The organism is Vibrio sp. V09_P4A23P171, from assembly GCF_963875615.1.
Classification (GTDB): domain Bacteria; phylum Pseudomonadota; class Gammaproteobacteria; order Enterobacterales; family Vibrionaceae; genus Vibrio; species Vibrio anguillarum.
The window spans coordinates 226,841-242,008 of record NZ_CAWNMR010000022.1 but is presented as its reverse complement, the minus strand read 5'-3'; the positions used below and the strand labels follow the sequence as shown (position 1 = coordinate 242,008).

At 45.4% G+C, this 15,168-nt stretch carries 14 protein-coding genes, 1 tRNA gene and 1 riboswitch; of the genes, 11 read left to right on the top strand and 4 right to left on the bottom strand.

Features of this window, described 5'->3' with window-relative positions:
• Positions 1-143: 143 nt before the first annotated feature.
• Positions 144-219, bottom strand: a tRNA-Asn gene (locus AACT23_RS08955).
• A 547-nt stretch (positions 220-766) separates the two neighbouring features.
• On the opposite strand from AACT23_RS08955, the gene uvrB reads away from it, so the two are divergent.
• The 3 genes from uvrB to luxU all read left to right on the top strand — a co-directional run bounded on the left by uvrB (position 767) and on the right by luxU (position 4,788).
• Positions 767-2,797: an excinuclease ABC subunit UvrB gene (uvrB, locus tag AACT23_RS08950; RefSeq protein ID WP_029189720.1), complete on the top strand. Its 2,031-nt coding sequence runs from the start codon at positions 767-769 to the stop codon at positions 2,795-2,797.
• Positions 2,798-3,038: 241 nt separating this feature from the next.
• Positions 3,039-4,445, top strand: a complete 1,407-nt coding sequence (gene luxO / locus AACT23_RS08945; protein WP_026028245.1) for a quorum-sensing sigma-54 dependent transcriptional regulator LuxO — start codon at positions 3,039-3,041, stop codon at positions 4,443-4,445.
• 4 nt (positions 4,446-4,449) lie between these two features.
• Positions 4,450-4,788: a quorum-sensing phosphorelay protein LuxU gene (luxU, locus tag AACT23_RS08940; RefSeq protein WP_088721080.1), complete on the top strand. Its 339-nt coding sequence runs from the start codon at positions 4,450-4,452 to the stop codon at positions 4,786-4,788.
• Positions 4,789-4,803: 15 nt separating this feature from the next.
• Here the strand turns inward: luxU and AACT23_RS08935 are convergent, their stop codons facing one another.
• Entirely contained in the window at positions 4,804-5,694 is an 891-nt protein-coding gene (locus AACT23_RS08935; protein ID WP_088721081.1) for a YvcK family protein, read from the bottom strand.
• Between the two features lie 179 nt (positions 5,695-5,873).
• A riboswitch (molybdenum cofactor riboswitch) is annotated at positions 5,874-6,017 on the top strand.
• On the opposite strand from AACT23_RS08935, the gene moaA reads away from it, so the two are divergent.
• The 5 genes from moaA (at position 6,006) to moaE (ending at position 8,797) form a co-directional block, all read left to right on the top strand.
• The gene (gene moaA / locus AACT23_RS08930) at positions 6,006-6,995 is read left to right on the top strand and encodes a GTP 3',8-cyclase MoaA (protein WP_026028246.1); all 990 of its coding nucleotides are present in this window, start codon (positions 6,006-6,008) and stop codon (positions 6,993-6,995) included. Its footprint overlaps the riboswitch before it by 12 nt.
• A 67-nt stretch (positions 6,996-7,062) precedes the next feature.
• Positions 7,063-7,575 carry a molybdenum cofactor biosynthesis protein B gene (gene moaB / locus AACT23_RS08925; protein ID WP_010320682.1) on the top strand — a complete coding sequence of 171 codons (513 nt, stop codon included), beginning with the start codon at positions 7,063-7,065 and terminating at the stop codon, positions 7,573-7,575.
• Between the two features lie 10 nt (positions 7,576-7,585).
• The gene (gene moaC / locus AACT23_RS08920) at positions 7,586-8,086 is read left to right on the top strand and encodes a cyclic pyranopterin monophosphate synthase MoaC (protein ID WP_010320681.1); all 501 of its coding nucleotides are present in this window, start codon (positions 7,586-7,588) and stop codon (positions 8,084-8,086) included.
• Entirely contained in the window at positions 8,079-8,324 is a 246-nt protein-coding gene (moaD, locus tag AACT23_RS08915) for a molybdopterin synthase sulfur carrier subunit (RefSeq protein WP_010320680.1), read from the top strand. The genes moaC and moaD overlap by 8 nt, the downstream gene beginning before the upstream one ends.
• A gap of 2 nt (positions 8,325-8,326) precedes the next feature.
• A complete protein-coding gene (moaE, locus tag AACT23_RS08910) occupies positions 8,327-8,797 on the top strand; it encodes a molybdopterin synthase catalytic subunit MoaE (protein WP_176428682.1) in 471 nt (156 codons plus the stop codon).
• On the opposite strand, the gene AACT23_RS08905 is transcribed toward moaE, so the two are convergent.
• Positions 8,794-9,759: a sensor domain-containing diguanylate cyclase gene (locus AACT23_RS08905; RefSeq protein WP_013857257.1), complete on the bottom strand. Its 966-nt coding sequence runs from the start codon at positions 9,757-9,759 to the stop codon at positions 8,794-8,796. The genes moaE and AACT23_RS08905 overlap by 4 nt on opposite strands.
• Positions 9,760-10,033: 274 nt before the next feature.
• On the opposite strand from AACT23_RS08905, the gene AACT23_RS08900 reads away from it, so the two are divergent.
• The 3 genes from AACT23_RS08900 (at position 10,034) to udp (ending at position 14,152) form a co-directional block, all read left to right on the top strand.
• The gene (locus AACT23_RS08900) at positions 10,034-10,450 is read left to right on the top strand and encodes a CBS domain-containing protein (RefSeq protein ID WP_013857256.1); all 417 of its coding nucleotides are present in this window, start codon (positions 10,034-10,036) and stop codon (positions 10,448-10,450) included.
• Between the two features lie 286 nt (positions 10,451-10,736).
• The gene (locus AACT23_RS08895) at positions 10,737-13,031 is read left to right on the top strand and encodes a zinc/cadmium/mercury/lead-transporting ATPase (RefSeq protein WP_141195563.1); all 2,295 of its coding nucleotides are present in this window, start codon (positions 10,737-10,739) and stop codon (positions 13,029-13,031) included.
• 362 nt (positions 13,032-13,393) lie between these two features.
• Positions 13,394-14,152, top strand: a complete 759-nt coding sequence (gene udp, locus AACT23_RS08890; RefSeq protein ID WP_010320675.1) for a uridine phosphorylase — start codon at positions 13,394-13,396, stop codon at positions 14,150-14,152.
• 127 nt (positions 14,153-14,279) lie between these two features.
• Here the strand turns inward: udp and AACT23_RS08885 are convergent, their stop codons facing one another.
• Positions 14,280-15,092 carry a hypothetical protein gene (locus AACT23_RS08885; RefSeq protein WP_094129551.1) on the bottom strand — a complete coding sequence of 271 codons (813 nt, stop codon included), beginning with the start codon at positions 15,090-15,092 and terminating at the stop codon, positions 14,280-14,282.
• Positions 15,093-15,168 lie beyond the last annotated feature (76 nt).

Below are 15,168 nucleotides of genomic sequence, written 5' to 3'. Positions count from 1 at the left end.
ACATACGGACAATGTACCTATTTGTGTACCTAAACTTCTAAGCTAGTACGAGTCAGGAAAAGACGTTAAGAGAATGCAATCCCTTGAAATAGCTAGGTTTAGATACAAAAAAAGACGTCCTAGGACGTCTTTCTTCTGGAGTTTGGCTCCCCCTGCAAGACTTGAACTTGCGACATACGGATTAACAGTCCGCCGTTCTACCGACTGAACTAAGGGGGAATTGCTTTGAGCGGTGCGAATGGTAGCGAGTGGGGGGGGGCAGTGTCAACCTTTCCAGCCGAAGAAAAAGTAAAAATATTTCCCTGAAAATACTTTACTTTTCTGTACCCCTTATCGGCATTAGGCTAGGTTTAGTTATCCACCAAAATTGTGGATAAGTGTGTTGACGAATCCTGAGCAATTCGTTTCATCAATGAATGTTGAGTTATTACTCTACTCATTTGTTGAGTTTATTTTTTATATAACACTATGTTTTTTATTTTATTTTTTGATTTATCAACTGAAATTATCAATAAGAAATGAAAATGAATGGCGATGAGAAAAAGGGAGTCATTTTGAAATTTTGGGGAAAACAAGTGGATTATTTTTGAAAGTTAGGAGTAGTTTTTTACGAATCAGGCCGAAGATGGTAGCAAACGTATGGAGAAGAAACTAGCATTTTTTCAAAACAGGGGTGATTTACGACGCAACTATTTTGAACAATTACTTGCAACAAAACATGGCTAACAGCGAGAATGCCTATTCAGTTATAGAGGACAACGGCATTATGAGCAAAACGTTTGAATTGGTATCGGGTTATCAACCGTCAGGCGATCAACCTACGGCGATCAAGCAATTGTTTGATGGGCTAGATGCAGGTCTTGCTCATCAAACCTTATTGGGTGTGACGGGTTCAGGGAAAACATTCACCTTGGCTAATGTGATCGCCAAGGCGCAGCGTCCGGTTATCTTGTTGGCACCGAATAAAACGCTCGCAGCCCAGCTGTATGGTGAGATGAAGTCATTTTTCCCCAATAATGCGGTTGAGTATTTCGTCTCTTATTACGACTACTATCAGCCAGAGGCGTATGTGCCGACCACGGACACATTTATAGAAAAAGATTCCTCGATTAACTCACACATAGAACAAATGCGACTCTCCGCGACTAAAGCGCTGCTTGAGCGTAAAGATGCGATTATTGTGGCTTCTGTATCGGCGATCTACGGTTTGGGTGATCCTGATTCTTATCTGAAAATGATGTTGCATGTTCGCCGTGGTGATGTGATGGATCAGCGCGACATTATCCGCCGTTTAGCCGAACTCCAATACACACGTAACGATATGGCGTTTGAACGTGGTCAATTTAGAGTTCGTGGAGAGGTGATCGATATCTTTCCCGCGGAATCGGATTATGCGGCCGTGCGTGTTGAAATGTTTGATGATGAGGTAGATTGTATCAGTTTGTTTGACCCATTGACGGGCGCAATGATTCAGCGAGATCTTCCTCGCTATACCATCTATCCTAAAACGCACTACGTTACGCCAAGAGAGCGCATTGTCGATGCGATAGAGCACATCAAAGAGGAGCTGCGAACCCGGCAAGCCTACCTGTTGGAAAACAATAAACTACTCGAAGAGCAGCGCATATCGCAGCGTACTCAATTTGATATTGAAATGATGAATGAGCTCGGTTTTTGTTCAGGTATTGAAAACTATTCACGTTATCTTAGTGGACGAAAAGAGGGAGAGCCGCCTCCGACACTGTTTGACTATCTACCGCATGACGGTTTATTGATTATCGACGAATCACACGTAACCGTGCCGCAAATTGGCGCGATGTTCAAAGGCGATCGTTCACGCAAAGAAACGTTAGTGGAGTTTGGTTTTCGGTTGCCTTCCGCTTTAGATAACCGTCCATTAAAGTTTGAAGAGTTCGAATCACTTGCGCCGCAGACGATCTTTGTTTCTGCTACCCCGGGCAACTATGAGCTAGAAAAATCAGCCGGACAAATTGTGGATCAAGTGGTGCGCCCAACCGGATTACTGGACCCCGTGCTGGAAGTACGACCAGTCGCAACACAAGTGGATGATGTGTTGTCAGAGATCCGCATTCGCTCAGCGAAAGATGAACGTGTGCTGATCACGACATTGACTAAACGCATGGCTGAAGACTTAACTGAGTATCTTCATGAACATGGGGTTAAGGTCAGATATCTGCACTCAGATATTGATACTGTTGAGAGGGTTGAGATTATTCGCGACCTTCGCCTAGGCGAATTTGATGTGTTAGTGGGTATTAACTTACTGCGTGAAGGTTTGGATATGCCTGAAGTCTCTCTCGTCGCAATTCTTGATGCGGATAAAGAAGGCTTTCTACGTTCAGAACGTTCATTAATTCAGACCATTGGCCGTGCGGCACGTAACATTGAAGGCAAAGCGATTCTCTATGCTGACCGCATTACTAACTCAATGAAAAAAGCGATGGATGAGACCGATCGTCGCCGTGAAAAGCAGCAAGCACACAATGAAGAACAAGGGATAACACCTCAGGCGCTGAAACGTAATGTCAAAGACATTATGGAGTTAGGTGATATTACTAAGTCCAAGCAGCAGAGGATGAGCAAACAAGTACCTTTGTCGAAGGTGGCAGAAAGCTCGCAAACTTATGAAATATTCACGCCGCTACAACTGGAAAAAGAGATCGCCAAACTAGAAGGGTTAATGTACAAACACGCACAAAACCTAGAATTTGAATTGGCTGCCGAAAAGCGTGACCAAATTGAAAAACTGCGTCAGCAGTTCATTACCAACAGTTAAAAAAATAGCCAATAGAAAAAGGTCTATTGGCTGTTATTTGTGAACACTTTATTCACTAACAACGTCAGTTGGCTAGGTGACCCCTAAGGGTCATATTGAATAGAGCACATATCGTGCCAATTAATTTTATGCAAAAAGGGCTATTAACTAACGAATTAGTGCCTTTTTGTCATTTTATTTTGCAAAATGCGAACCTTAATGCAATAGTTAAGGCAAAGTGCAAAATAATAATGGCTAGAATATGCAACCTGACTTTTCTCTACAAAAGGCTAAATATCTTTTGATGGTGGAAGATACGGCTTCCGTTGCGGCGCTGTATCGTTCATACCTCACCCCCCTTGAAATCGATATCAATATTGTTGGTACAGGTCGTGATGCGATAGAGAGTTTAGCTCACCGAGAGCCGGACCTCATATTGCTGGATCTTCGATTACCCGATATGACGGGCATGGACGTTTTACATGCTGTGAAAAGTCACTACCCCAATGTGCCAGTGATATTCATGACCGCTCATGGTTCGATCGATACCGCAGTGGAAGCGATGCGTCACGGTGCCCAAGATTTCTTGATCAAACCTTGTGAAGCAGACCGCTTGCGCGTCACGGTTAACAACGCCATACGTAAAGCTAGTAAACTAAAAAATGAGGCTGGTAACCCGGGTAATCAGAACTACCAAGGTTTTATCGGCAGCAGTCAAACCATGCAATCAGTCTATCGAACCATTGACTCAGCGGCCTCCAGTAAAGCCAGTATTTTTATTACTGGCGAAAGTGGTACGGGTAAAGAGGTGTGCGCAGAAGCGATTCATGCGGCCAGTAAACGTGGCGATAAACCCTTCATTGCGATTAACTGCGCCGCCATTCCTAAAGACTTAATCGAGAGTGAACTCTTTGGCCACGTGAAAGGCGCATTTACTGGCGCAGCGACCGATCGCCAAGGCGCAGCCGAGTTGGCTGATGGCGGCACACTGTTTTTGGATGAACTGTGTGAAATGGATTTGGATTTGCAGACCAAGCTGTTGCGCTTTATCCAAACGGGCACATTCCAGAAAGTGGGCTCATCGAAGATGAAAAGTGTTGATGTTCGTTTTGTCTGCGCTACCAACCGCGATCCATGGAAAGAGGTACAAGAGGGTCGTTTTCGTGAAGATTTGTACTATCGTCTTTATGTGATCCCATTGCATTTACCACCGCTACGCGAGCGAGGCGATGACGTTATTGAAATTGCTTACTCTTTGCTCGGCTTTATGTCTAAAGAAGAAGGCAAAGGTTTTGTCCGCTTAGCGCCAGAGGTTGTGGAGCGTTTTACGCGCTATGAATGGCCGGGTAATGTGCGTCAACTGCAAAACGTGTTGCGGAATGTGGTGGTATTGAACCACGGCAACGAGATCGAACTGAGCATGTTACCCCCACCGCTAAATCAAGTCGTGGATAACAAGATCCGATTAGCAAACCTAACGACGGATACGCGCAAGGAAAATATAACCGTGCACGATATTTTTCCTTTATGGATGACGGAAAAACAAGCCATCGAACAAGCGATAGAAGCGTGTGATGGTAATATTCCTAAAGCAGCCAGTTATTTAGACGTTAGCCCTTCAACGATCTACCGCAAGCTTCAAGCGTGGAACAGTAGAGAGAACTCATAGAGATATGGAACTGATCAATAAAAACAAAATTGCGCATTTGGCCCAAGAAATTGGAGAAGAGAATGTACCAATATTGCTCGATATTTTTCTCAGCGAGCTGAGCGCCTATACACAGAAGCTAGCTGATCAAAATCTGCCGGATAAAATCGAATATTTAAAAGACATCAGCCATGCTCTAAAAAGCAGTGCCGCCAGCTTTGGTGCGGATAAACTGTGCGCTAAAGCGGTGGATATCGATAGCAAAGGAAAGGCAAACTGCATTTTTGATGAGGCTGAAGAAGTGGCGGCGATGCGCGCTCTTATCGAAGAGACGCATCGTTGCTACTGCCACTTGGTGGATTAACTGCCACTTGATGGATTAGCTTGTGAGTTGATTCTCAATTGCTTTTTGAAGTTTAATTCGGTCGTGCCGCCAGTCACGATTGGATGATGCTAGCTCTGTAGTGACACAATGCCAGTGTTCAGCCAGCTCCGGATGTGGTGTATCGCCGATCACCACATCGATTTTTCGCGCGTGGCAGGCGCGCTCACACCATTCCAATTTCTGCCGTAGCGACATGCGACCAGCAGGTCCTTGCTCGGGAGACAAGTTCTCAACAAAAATCAGCTTTGCTTTTACGTTTTGCTCAATGGCATTGCCAATTTCGGGCAGCAGTAGTGGTGGCATCACACTGGTGAGAAAGCTTCCCGGGCCAAGGATGATGCAGTCTGCTGCACTGATGGCGAGTATGGCTTCTTTGGTTGCTGGCACTTCAGGTGATAAATCTAAGCGCCTTAAATCTTCCGTCATCTCGTCCACGTTCGTTTCACCCGTGACCCAGTGACCATCCATAGAAAGTGCACTAAGATCAGAAGGATGCTCTGACATAGGTAAAATATTAACATCGACTTTGAGCATGTTGCGGATCAAGTTGATCGCGTCTAAAGGGCGCACAGATAGGTTATCTAATGCAGTCAGCATCAAATTACCGAGGTTATGACCATTGAGTTCTCCCGCACCTTTAAAGCGATATTCAAACATCATCGAACTGATGGAAGGCTCAGTGATCAACTGGTTGATACAGTTACGTGTATCGCCCCATGCAATGCCACCTTGGCAGTGGCGAATGCGCCCAGTGGAACCGCCGTTATCTGTGGTGGTTACAATCCCTGTCGCATTGGAGCCAAAATCTTTTAACGCCGCTAGCATGCGTCCAAGCCCATGTCCTCCGCCAATGGCGACGACTTTCTTTGAAGTGTATAGAGTCATCTGTTCTTCTTATTTTTTAATAATTAACTACAATTTAAATCAGCTTGTTCACAACCCATACTCATTAGGAGGTAAATTGGGTAATGGACTCTTTTTTTTTACGATAAGGGTAGAATCACTTACTAATATTAAGTATTTTACTTATCAGCTGCTGTAGAGATAGTTAATTATACTACCTCAACGGCTGCCATAGCTCCGAGCTTAACTGGCTAAGTCTCATTTTTGTGAGATAGGGTGGTTAAGCCAGTGGTCTAATACCACAAGGGCATAATTGGAAATGATTATGCCTCCCGTATTTGGAAAGGTGTTCCGTGGCGCAACAGTTCGAAGATAGATTCCAACGTAAATTTTATTATTTACGTTTATCTGTTACAGATGTCTGTAACTTTAAATGCACATATTGCCTGCCTGATGGTTATCAACCTTCGGGGCAGAAAAACTCGTCTTTTTTAACCCTTCCTGAAATACAACGCGTCGTGCGAGCCTTTGCCGACTGTGGTACGTCGAAAGTACGCATCACAGGGGGGGAGCCGACTTTGCGTAAAGACTTTAACGACATTATTGCTTGTGTGGCGAATACCGCTGGTATAGAGAAAGTGGCGACCACCACCAACGGTTACCGTATGGCCAAACAAGTAGAAGGTTGGCAATCGGCCGGGTTAACGCATATCAATGTCAGTGTCGATAGTCTTGATCCAAGAATGTTCCACCAAATCACGGGTGAAAACAAATTTACGCAAGTGATGGCGGGGATTGATCGCGCTTTTGAAGTCGGTTACCAGCAAGTTAAAGTCAACGTTGTGCTGCTAAAAGACCTTAATCATCAGCAGTTACCTGCTTTTTTAGATTGGATTAAACATCGCCCTATTCAACTTCGTTTTATTGAACTAATGCAAACTGGTGAAATGGACTCGCTGTTTGAGCGTCACCATATTTCAGGTGTTGCCATTCGTAATCAACTGATTGCCAATGGTTGGGTGCTGAAAACCCGAGCTCACAATGATGGGCCAGCGCAAGTATTTGTTCATGCCGATTACCAAGGTGAAATCGGTCTTATCATGCCGTATGAGAAAAACTTTTGCCATAGCTGCAACCGCTTACGTGTTTCGGCAAAGGGGAAGTTACACCTGTGCCTTTTCGGTGAGCAAGGCGTTGAATTACGCGATCTGCTCGCCCAAGATAATCAACAGCAAGCCTTAATTGAGCGCATTCAAGCGCAATTACAGACCAAGTCGGTCAGCCATTTTTTACAAGATGGCAATACGGGTATGACGCCTAATCTCGCCTCCATTGGCGGCTAAATTCTTTTTGTCACTGGCTATTGTTTAGCGGGTGATGTTGGTACACATTTGAACAGTAGGTGAACACATGGGTCACGCAGAAAGCGCATTTCAACCAGCACATATTGCCGTACTGACGGTTTCCGATACTCGTACTGAAGAAAACGATACTTCAGGCGGTTACTTAGCTGAGCAACTTCAACAAGCGGGACACATTCTGGCCGATAAGCAGATTGTTATTGATGATCAGTATAAAATTCGCGCGATTGTTTCTCAGTGGATCGCGGATGAAAACGTGCAAGCCGTGCTGATCACGGGTGGAACGGGTTTTACCTCACGCGACAGCACACCAGAGGCATTAAAGCCCTTGTTTGATAAAGAAGTTGAAGGTTTTGGCGAGCTGTTCCGATTGGTCTCTTACGATGAAATTGGCACTTCAACCATTCAGTCTCGCGCCATTGCAGGTTTTGCCAACCATACGGTTATTTTTGCCATGCCAGGTTCAACAGGAGCGTGCAAAACCGGTTGGACGAAAATCATCAAACAGCAGTTAGATGCCAGCCATCGCCCATGCAACTTTATGCCACATCTTTCGGTTTAACGGGGTTTCAATGAGCGAATTTACTCATATTAATGCCTCAGGCGAAGCCAATATGGTCGATGTCTCTGCCAAGGCTGAAACCGTACGTGAAGCACGTGCGGAAGCCTTTGTGAAGATGTCACCACAAACGCTGCAACTGATCCTTTCTGGGCAACACCACAAAGGTGATGTGTTTGCCACCGCAAGAATTGCGGGCATTCAAGCGGCGAAGAAAACGTGGGATTTAATCCCACTGTGCCACCCATTGCTGCTTACTAAAGTAGAAGTGCAGCTTGAAGCCATCGAAGCACAAAGCAAAGTTCGAATTGAATCATTGTGTAAATTAACCGGTAAAACAGGGGTTGAAATGGAAGCCTTAACCGCGGCATCGGTGGCGGCGTTAACCATTTACGATATGTGTAAAGCAGTACAAAAAGATATCGTGATTGAACAAGTGCGCTTACTTGAAAAAAGCGGCGGGAAATCGGGTTACTTTAGCGCTCAGCCACAACAAAAGGTCACGCATGATTAATGTCCTCTTTTTTGCTCAAACTCGTGAGTTGATCGGCCAAGACAGCATTCAACTCAAGGCACAGTTTGCTACGGTTGAAGCTCTGCGTAGCCACTTAGCCTCGCAGCCTGGGAAATGGGATTTAGCCTTGCAACCGGGAAAACTGCTGGTGGCAGTCAATCAAACCATCGTTGCCTTTGATTACCCGTTAAGTGATGGTGATGAAGTGGCTTTTTTTCCTCCAGTAACCGGAGGCTAGTGATGGATAGCCGTATTTCCGTTCAAATATCAGATTTCTCGGTAGACGCAGAATACCGTGATTTGTCGCAAGGTACTTCCGCTGGCGCTGTGGTTACCTTTATTGGCAAAGTTCGTGATATGAATTTAGGTGATAATGTTATTGGCTTAACGCTTGAGCACTATCCGGGAATGACAGAAAAAGCTTTGAGTGATATTTGTGATCAGGCGCAGGCACGTTGGCCGGTGCAAAAAATCCGTGTGATCCACCGAATCGGTGATTTAGATATTGGCGATCAAATCGTGTTTGTAGGTGTTTCGAGCTCACATCGTGGTGCGGCTTTTGAGGCGTGCGAATTCGTTATGGATTACCTTAAAGCCAAAGCACCGTTTTGGAAGAAAGAGCGCACCACCGAACAAACACGCTGGGTGGAGTCTCGAGATTCAGATGCCCAAGCCGCGCAACGTTGGGCTAGTCATCACACCATCGACTAAGCCTTGTGTAGTATATGAATAGTTCCGCGCTGTTGATTCTTCGCGTGAAACAGCGCTTTATCGGCCGTTGATACAAACTGTTCTGGCGTCATGCCAGTCGGTATGTGTTCGCAATATTGGATGCCGATAGTAATCGATACATACAATGAGACACGAGAATAGCGGTGAGGGATTTGCAGCTCTCTCACTTCACTAAGTAGTTGTAATGCTTTTTGCTCGCACTGTTTAATATCAATATCCGCAATAAATAGTAGAAATTCATCTCCTCCATAGCGAAAGCAGAGGTCATCTTTACGTTTCCAATGCTGCAGAGTGCTCGCTATCTTGCGCAGCACAGTATCGCCATTCACATGGCCATAGTGGTCGTTATATTCTTTGAAGCAATCTAAGTCGATCATGAAAATTGCAGCACTACTTTGCTCACGTTTGATCTTATCTAACGCTTTGGGCAGCAATGAGTCCATCGCATAACGGTTATAGACCTGAGTTAAATGATCCACATTGGTCAGTTTTTCTAACTCAAGTTGGTGTATAGAAAGCCGCTCTAACGTGCGCTTATAAGCGGTAATATTTCTCACAATCCATAGCACGTACTCAGTATTTTTCAGCGGGATGACCAATGCGTTAAAAAACTGAATATCGATAGGGCCAGAGCTGCCTTTAAATTGAGCAATTACCCTTAGGTCGAGATCGTATTCAAACTCTCGCATTTGTCCGTTATCAATGACTTCTTGGATAATTTGATGAAACCAAGCGGCTTTTTTTTCGGGTAATACCTGGTATAGATTGAGACCAATGAGAACCCTTGGGTCGTGGTGTCGGCTGCGATCCGTGCCTCCTAAGGCCTCCACATATACGCCATCGCGGTTAATCAGAAAAGTGGGTTCGGGTAATGACTCCAACAAGCTGCGCATCAGTGCTGGGTTTTCTATAATCTCGGAAAACAGTGGCGAATTCACCATGCCCAGTCCTTATTAATACAACGGTCAATGTTTAAGATATAAATGATATTAACTGTAAAATCTTGCGAGACATCGTGTTCTTAACGTGTTGTTTGATTCAAAAATGAGACGTTTTGATAAAAGATTTTGCCATTTACCCTTGATAAAAATTAACTATTTGTAATATCGATAGTTTGTGCCGATGAGCAAAATCGATTTTTTCCATTTAGCAAAACGGTGAAATTAGTCAACACTTAACTTAAGGCAGCATACCGTTGCAACCAAGGAGACAGATATGCAATCGCTAATAGTTAAAGACTATATGACATTACAAGCCATCACCTTCAAACCGGACATGCCAATGACTGCGGCTTTAGAAAAAGTGATGCGTTCGGAGCATCTTGGTGGTCCTGTTATTAACGACCAAGAACAAGTGATTGGCTTTCTATCAGAGCAGGATTTGCTCGATAAATTGGTGAAGGTGAGTTATTTCTGTGAAGACACCCATTTAGTCCGTGACTGCATGCACCCTGAAGTGCTGTCCGTTTCATCAGACACTTCTATTATTGAGCTTGCTGACATGATGAAAGTAGGAAAACCGAAAGTTTATCCCGTGATCGATCAAGGTAAATTGGTTGGCATTATTACGCGCAGAGATGTACTGAGAGCATTAGGGAAAAACTTAACGCATTGTTTTAAAAAACCAACATAGCAAACTATACCCTTCCTACTTGAAGCTGCAGCGGTGTTGGCTACGTTCGTTCACCCCAATCACATAGTTTGCCTATGCTCATGGGGACTCACTCACTTGCCGCCTACCTGCAACTCCAAGTTGTTTGGGTATATCAGCAGTAATAAATAAAATTCTAGAGGTGCAGTGCACCTCTTTTCCATCTAATCAAGGTGAATGTGCGTTAAGTGCAGGTTTGATAAAAATGCGCTTGACCTTGGAGTTGACTCTAAGGTTTAAGCTTTGTGCATCAGAGAAGGAGAATCCTATGTGCACAAAACATGAAGCTTGCAGTACTACAAAAAATAGCATGGCAAACCCGCAGGCGGTGTCATGCTCTAGCCTGAAAATTACCGCGATTAGGGCTGCGGGCGTTGATTCAAATGAAGAGGGGTGTTGCGGGTCACGAGAGTGTGCCAGCAATGATCCTGATGATGAACCCGCGCAGCTCACGCCAGTTGAAACACAGTTTAACCAAAGCTGGAAAATTGAAGGGATGGATTGCCCATCTTGCGCACGTAAGGTTGAAACGGCGCTTAAAAAAGTGGGTAATGTGATCGACGCCAAAGTGCTGTTTGCCACTGAAAAATTGGTGGTCAAGTTTAATACCGAAGAGGCAGCTCTTGAAATAGAGCAAGCGGTTCGTAACGCAGGTTTTACGGCTCACCGCATTGATGCAACTAATCCAGTTTCTGCCCCCATTCATAGTGACTGGAAGTCGGTCATAAAACAGAACGCTCAGATCCTCTCCATTGCTGGCGCCATGGTACTCGCCGCTATTGTGCAGCCTTATTTCGCTCAAATCAGCGATGGGATGTTCATTTTGACCTGCCTTGCCGGTTTGTATCCTATCGGTAAAAAAGCGATTCAACTGGCACGCTCAGGCACACCCTTTGCGATTGAAACCTTAATGAGCGTTGCGGCGCTCGGAGCGCTCTATCTTGGTGAAACGGTTGAAGCGGCGATGGTGCTATTACTCTTCCTCATCGGAGAGCGGCTAGAAGCTTTTGCCGCTTCTAAAGCGCGTAGCGGCGTGCAAGCTCTAATGGCACTGGTGCCTGAAACGGCAACAAAAATTGTGGCAGGAGAACGCATCACAGTGGCAGCGCATGAGCTAAAACCGGGGGATGTAGTGGAAGTTTCTCCCGGCTCTCGGCTACCTGCGGATGGTCAATTGCACGAAGTGTCGGCCAGCTTTGATGAGAGCGCGTTAACGGGCGAATCACTGCCTGTCGAACGCTATCAAGGTGACAGTATCATGGCGGGTGCAGTGGTCGCGGATCAGGTGGTGCGTTTCACCATCACGTCCAAACAGGGTGAAAACGCGATTGACCGCATTTTGCATCTGATTGAAGAAGCGGAATCTCGCAAAGCGCCGTTAGAACGTTTTCTTGATAAATTTAGTCGCTGGTATACCCCATTAATGATGTTGGTTTCATTAGCCGTGGTTGTGATACCGCCGACACTGTTTGCGCAGCCATGGGAAACATGGGTTTACCGTGGCTTAGCCTTACTGCTGATTGCTTGTCCATGTGCGTTGGTTATCTCAACTCCGGCGGCCATTACTTCTGGCCTTGCCGCAGCGGCGCGTCGTGGTGCACTGATCAAAGGGGGCGCGGCGCTCGAACAGCTTGGAAAAATAGAGAGTATTGCTTTTGATAAAACGGGTACTTTGACCAAAGGTAAACCGGAAGTTACGGATGTGGTTGCGCTCAATGGCTGGGATGAAGAGCAATTGTTGCGCTATGTCGCAGCGGTTGAAATGGGCTCGAGCCATCCTCTGGCAACCTCTTTAGTGAAAAAAGTGCAAGCGATGGCTTTGCCCATTCCAGAAGCGATAGAGAAGCGAGCGTTAGTTGGCAGTGGGGTTTCGGGGGTTGTGGAGGGGAAATCACTGCGCGTATTAGCGCCAAGCAAAGCGAATGTTCCGTTTTCTGATGCATTTAGCGCGCAAGTGGAAGCGCTAGAGATGCAAGGCAAAACAGTGGTGGTGGTTTTTGAGCAAGAGAACATTGTCGGTTTAATCGCATGGCAAGATACCTTGCGTGAAGATGCCAAAGCCGCCATTGAAGCACTGCGCCGTTTGGGGATCGACACTATTATGCTCACTGGCGATAACCCTAGAAGCGCTGCGACGATGAGTGCTCAATTAGGGATAGATTTCAAAGCCAGTTTATTACCGCAAGATAAAGTGGAATACATTCAACAGTTGGCGCAACAAAAACAAGTGGCGATGGTCGGGGATGGCATTAATGATGCACCAGCAATGAAAGCAGCCAGCATTGGTATTGCGATGGGGGGGGGTACCGATGTTGCGTTGGAAACGGCCGATGCGGCAATTACTCATAATCGATTGGTCGAGCTCGCCACCATGATCGAGCTATCACAAGCAACCCTCGCCAATATTCGCCAGAATGTCACGCTAGCGCTAGGCTTAAAAAGTATCTTTTTAGTCACGAGTTTACTCGGTATTACGGGCTTATGGGTAGCGGTGCTGGCCGATAGTGGAGCTACCGCGTTAGTGACGCTCAATGCGTTGCGTCTATTGAAATTTAAAAAATAGTCCGAGACTAAAAACTAAAAACTAAAAACTAAAAACTAAAAACCAAAAAGCTCAGCAAGGCATGGCGGGTCGTTATCTCTCATGCCTGTTGGGTTTGCACCCTATTGTGGTAATAGTGTGAAATGCGTCGATATTGCGCTTGTATTTTGTTATGCAGTGTTGGAAATCATCTTTTAGGGGTGGGTGTTATTTCATCAATCTTGCTGTTTTTTGTGATGCAAACCGTTTTTATGAGAATGTGTTCGTTACATTGCGTCATTCATTGTGAATTTGATCACTCTTTGTTGGCGCGTGGTCCGCTAGAGTAGCTGCATACCCGATGTATATCTATGAGCTGAACAAGCCGCAATAAGGAGTCACTTATGTCTCAAGCCGTTTTCCATCTAGGTGTTACCGAAGCCGATCTGAATGGTGCTACTTTGGCCATTATCCCTGGGGATCCAGCTCGCGTACAAAAAATCGCTGAAGAGATGGAAAATCCAGTCTTTCTTGCTAGCCACCGTGAATACACTGTGTACCGCGCAGAGTTAGACGGTAAGCCAGTCGTTGTTTGTTCTACTGGTATCGGTGGTCCTTCTACGTCTATTGCGGTTGAAGAGCTTGCTCAACTTGGCGTGCGTACTTTCTTACGCGTAGGTACTACTGGTGCAATCCAACCTCATGTCAATGTGGGTGATATGATTGTCAGCACAGGTTCGGTTCGCCTTGACGGTGCAAGTTTGCACTTTGCGCCAATGGAATTCCCTGCTGTGGCTGATTTCGATGTCGCCACTGCAATGAAAGCGGCTGTAGTTGAAAGTGGTGCAACCGTGCACATGGGCGTTACCGCATCAAGTGATACTTTCTACCCAGGCCAAGAGCGTTATGACACTTTCACTGGTCGTGTTGTGCGTCGTTTCCAAGGCTCGATGAAAGAGTGGCAAGACATGGGCGTATTGAACTTTGAGATGGAATCCGCCACTTTGCTAACCATGTGTGCGAGCTCAGGTTTGAAAGCAGGTTGTGTGGCGGGTGTGATCATCAACCGTACTCAAAAAGAGATCCCAGATCACGCGACACTCAAAGAGACCGAGGCTCGTTCAATCAAAGTGGTTGTCGAAGCGGCGCGTAAAATGCTGTAATTGAGTTCTGAATTTACACTGATGTATCTATGTACACGGTGAGTGATTAGGCCACTTTTGAATAAAGTGGCCTTTTTACTTTCTAAATAATCACCAGTCAAACAGTCACCAGCTAAACAATTACTCACTAAGCAATCGCCAATTTAGGCAACGGAATGTACAAGCTCTCGGTTAAGTCGCTGAGCATCTGGTCGTAAACGTGAGAGATGCTGAGTGAAATATCCGAAGTGATTTGGTACATCGCGCCAGCTTCTATTTGAAAGGCAGGATGATCATGCAGTTCGCTCAGGCTATGTAGCGTGGCTGAGCAGCTTGGCGAAGCTACCGTTAAAGGGCTGATTAAGGCGAGTTGATTCATCCTACGCCTGACAACCTCACTATAATGCTGCAAGCGTATGCGGCCATCTTGAGTATCCATTTCATCAATGCTGATGCGTAACTGAGTTAGCGCGTCCATCGCATCAATGACCTGTTGCCAATTAATATGGTATTCATCGCTGAGATCTTCGCGGTTGGATTCCACCAACCAAGCCAGTATCACCTCATCCATTAAGAACATACAGTGACGAATTATTTTACCATGCATCATTTGGTTACGAGCCACAGAGCGCTCTGGCCACTCCTTCATGAGTGCTTTAAGCTTAATTTGCAGCACACGGTACATTGGTTTGTTGTCAAAGTGTGCGATAGCAATTAAGTGATTACTTTTTTCGTATAGCGTATCTTGCAATTCATTCAACTCAGTGTCGCGTCTTTGACCAGAGGCTAGTGTCTGATGGGTAATGTTACGGTGCTGACGGCATAAAAACAGTAGCTGGCGAAGGTCGATCAGCAGTTGATATTTACGTTGTAATGTGGATTCACGCTGTTTTGCCAGATAAAACATCAGCCACAATATACCGATAGAGATAAGCATTGAGATAAAAACAAACATAACCAACTCCTTGTTAATGTTATACCAATCTAGAGTTAGCAGGGTTAATGCCAGTTTTTTATTTGTTTAAATTCAATTACTT

Bases quoted from the DNA above. Each gene is read 5' to 3' on its own strand.
- moaB (WP_010320682.1), top strand. From the start codon at position 7,063: ATGGGTCACGCAGAAAGCGCATTTCAACCAGCACATATTGCCGTACTG.
- luxU (WP_088721080.1), top strand. From the start codon at position 4,450: ATGGAACTGATCAATAAAAACAAAATTGCGCATTTGGCCCAAGAAATT.
- udp (WP_010320675.1), top strand. From the start codon at position 13,394: ATGTCTCAAGCCGTTTTCCATCTAGGTGTTACCGAAGCCGATCTGAAT.
- moaC (WP_010320681.1), top strand. From the start codon at position 7,586: ATGAGCGAATTTACTCATATTAATGCCTCAGGCGAAGCCAATATGGTC.
- AACT23_RS08895 (WP_141195563.1), top strand. From the start codon at position 10,737: ATGTGCACAAAACATGAAGCTTGCAGTACTACAAAAAATAGCATGGCA.
- moaD (WP_010320680.1), top strand. From the start codon at position 8,079: ATGATTAATGTCCTCTTTTTTGCTCAAACTCGTGAGTTGATCGGCCAA.
- AACT23_RS08900 (WP_013857256.1), top strand. From the start codon at position 10,034: ATGCAATCGCTAATAGTTAAAGACTATATGACATTACAAGCCATCACC.
- AACT23_RS08905 (WP_013857257.1), bottom strand. From the start codon at position 9,759: ATGGTGAATTCGCCACTGTTTTCCGAGATTATAGAAAACCCAGCACTG.
- AACT23_RS08935 (WP_088721081.1), bottom strand. From the start codon at position 5,694: ATGACTCTATACACTTCAAAGAAAGTCGTCGCCATTGGCGGAGGACAT.
- luxO (WP_026028245.1), top strand. From the start codon at position 3,039: ATGCAACCTGACTTTTCTCTACAAAAGGCTAAATATCTTTTGATGGTG.
- moaE (WP_176428682.1), top strand. From the start codon at position 8,327: ATGGATAGCCGTATTTCCGTTCAAATATCAGATTTCTCGGTAGACGCA.
- uvrB (WP_029189720.1), top strand. From the start codon at position 767: ATGAGCAAAACGTTTGAATTGGTATCGGGTTATCAACCGTCAGGCGAT.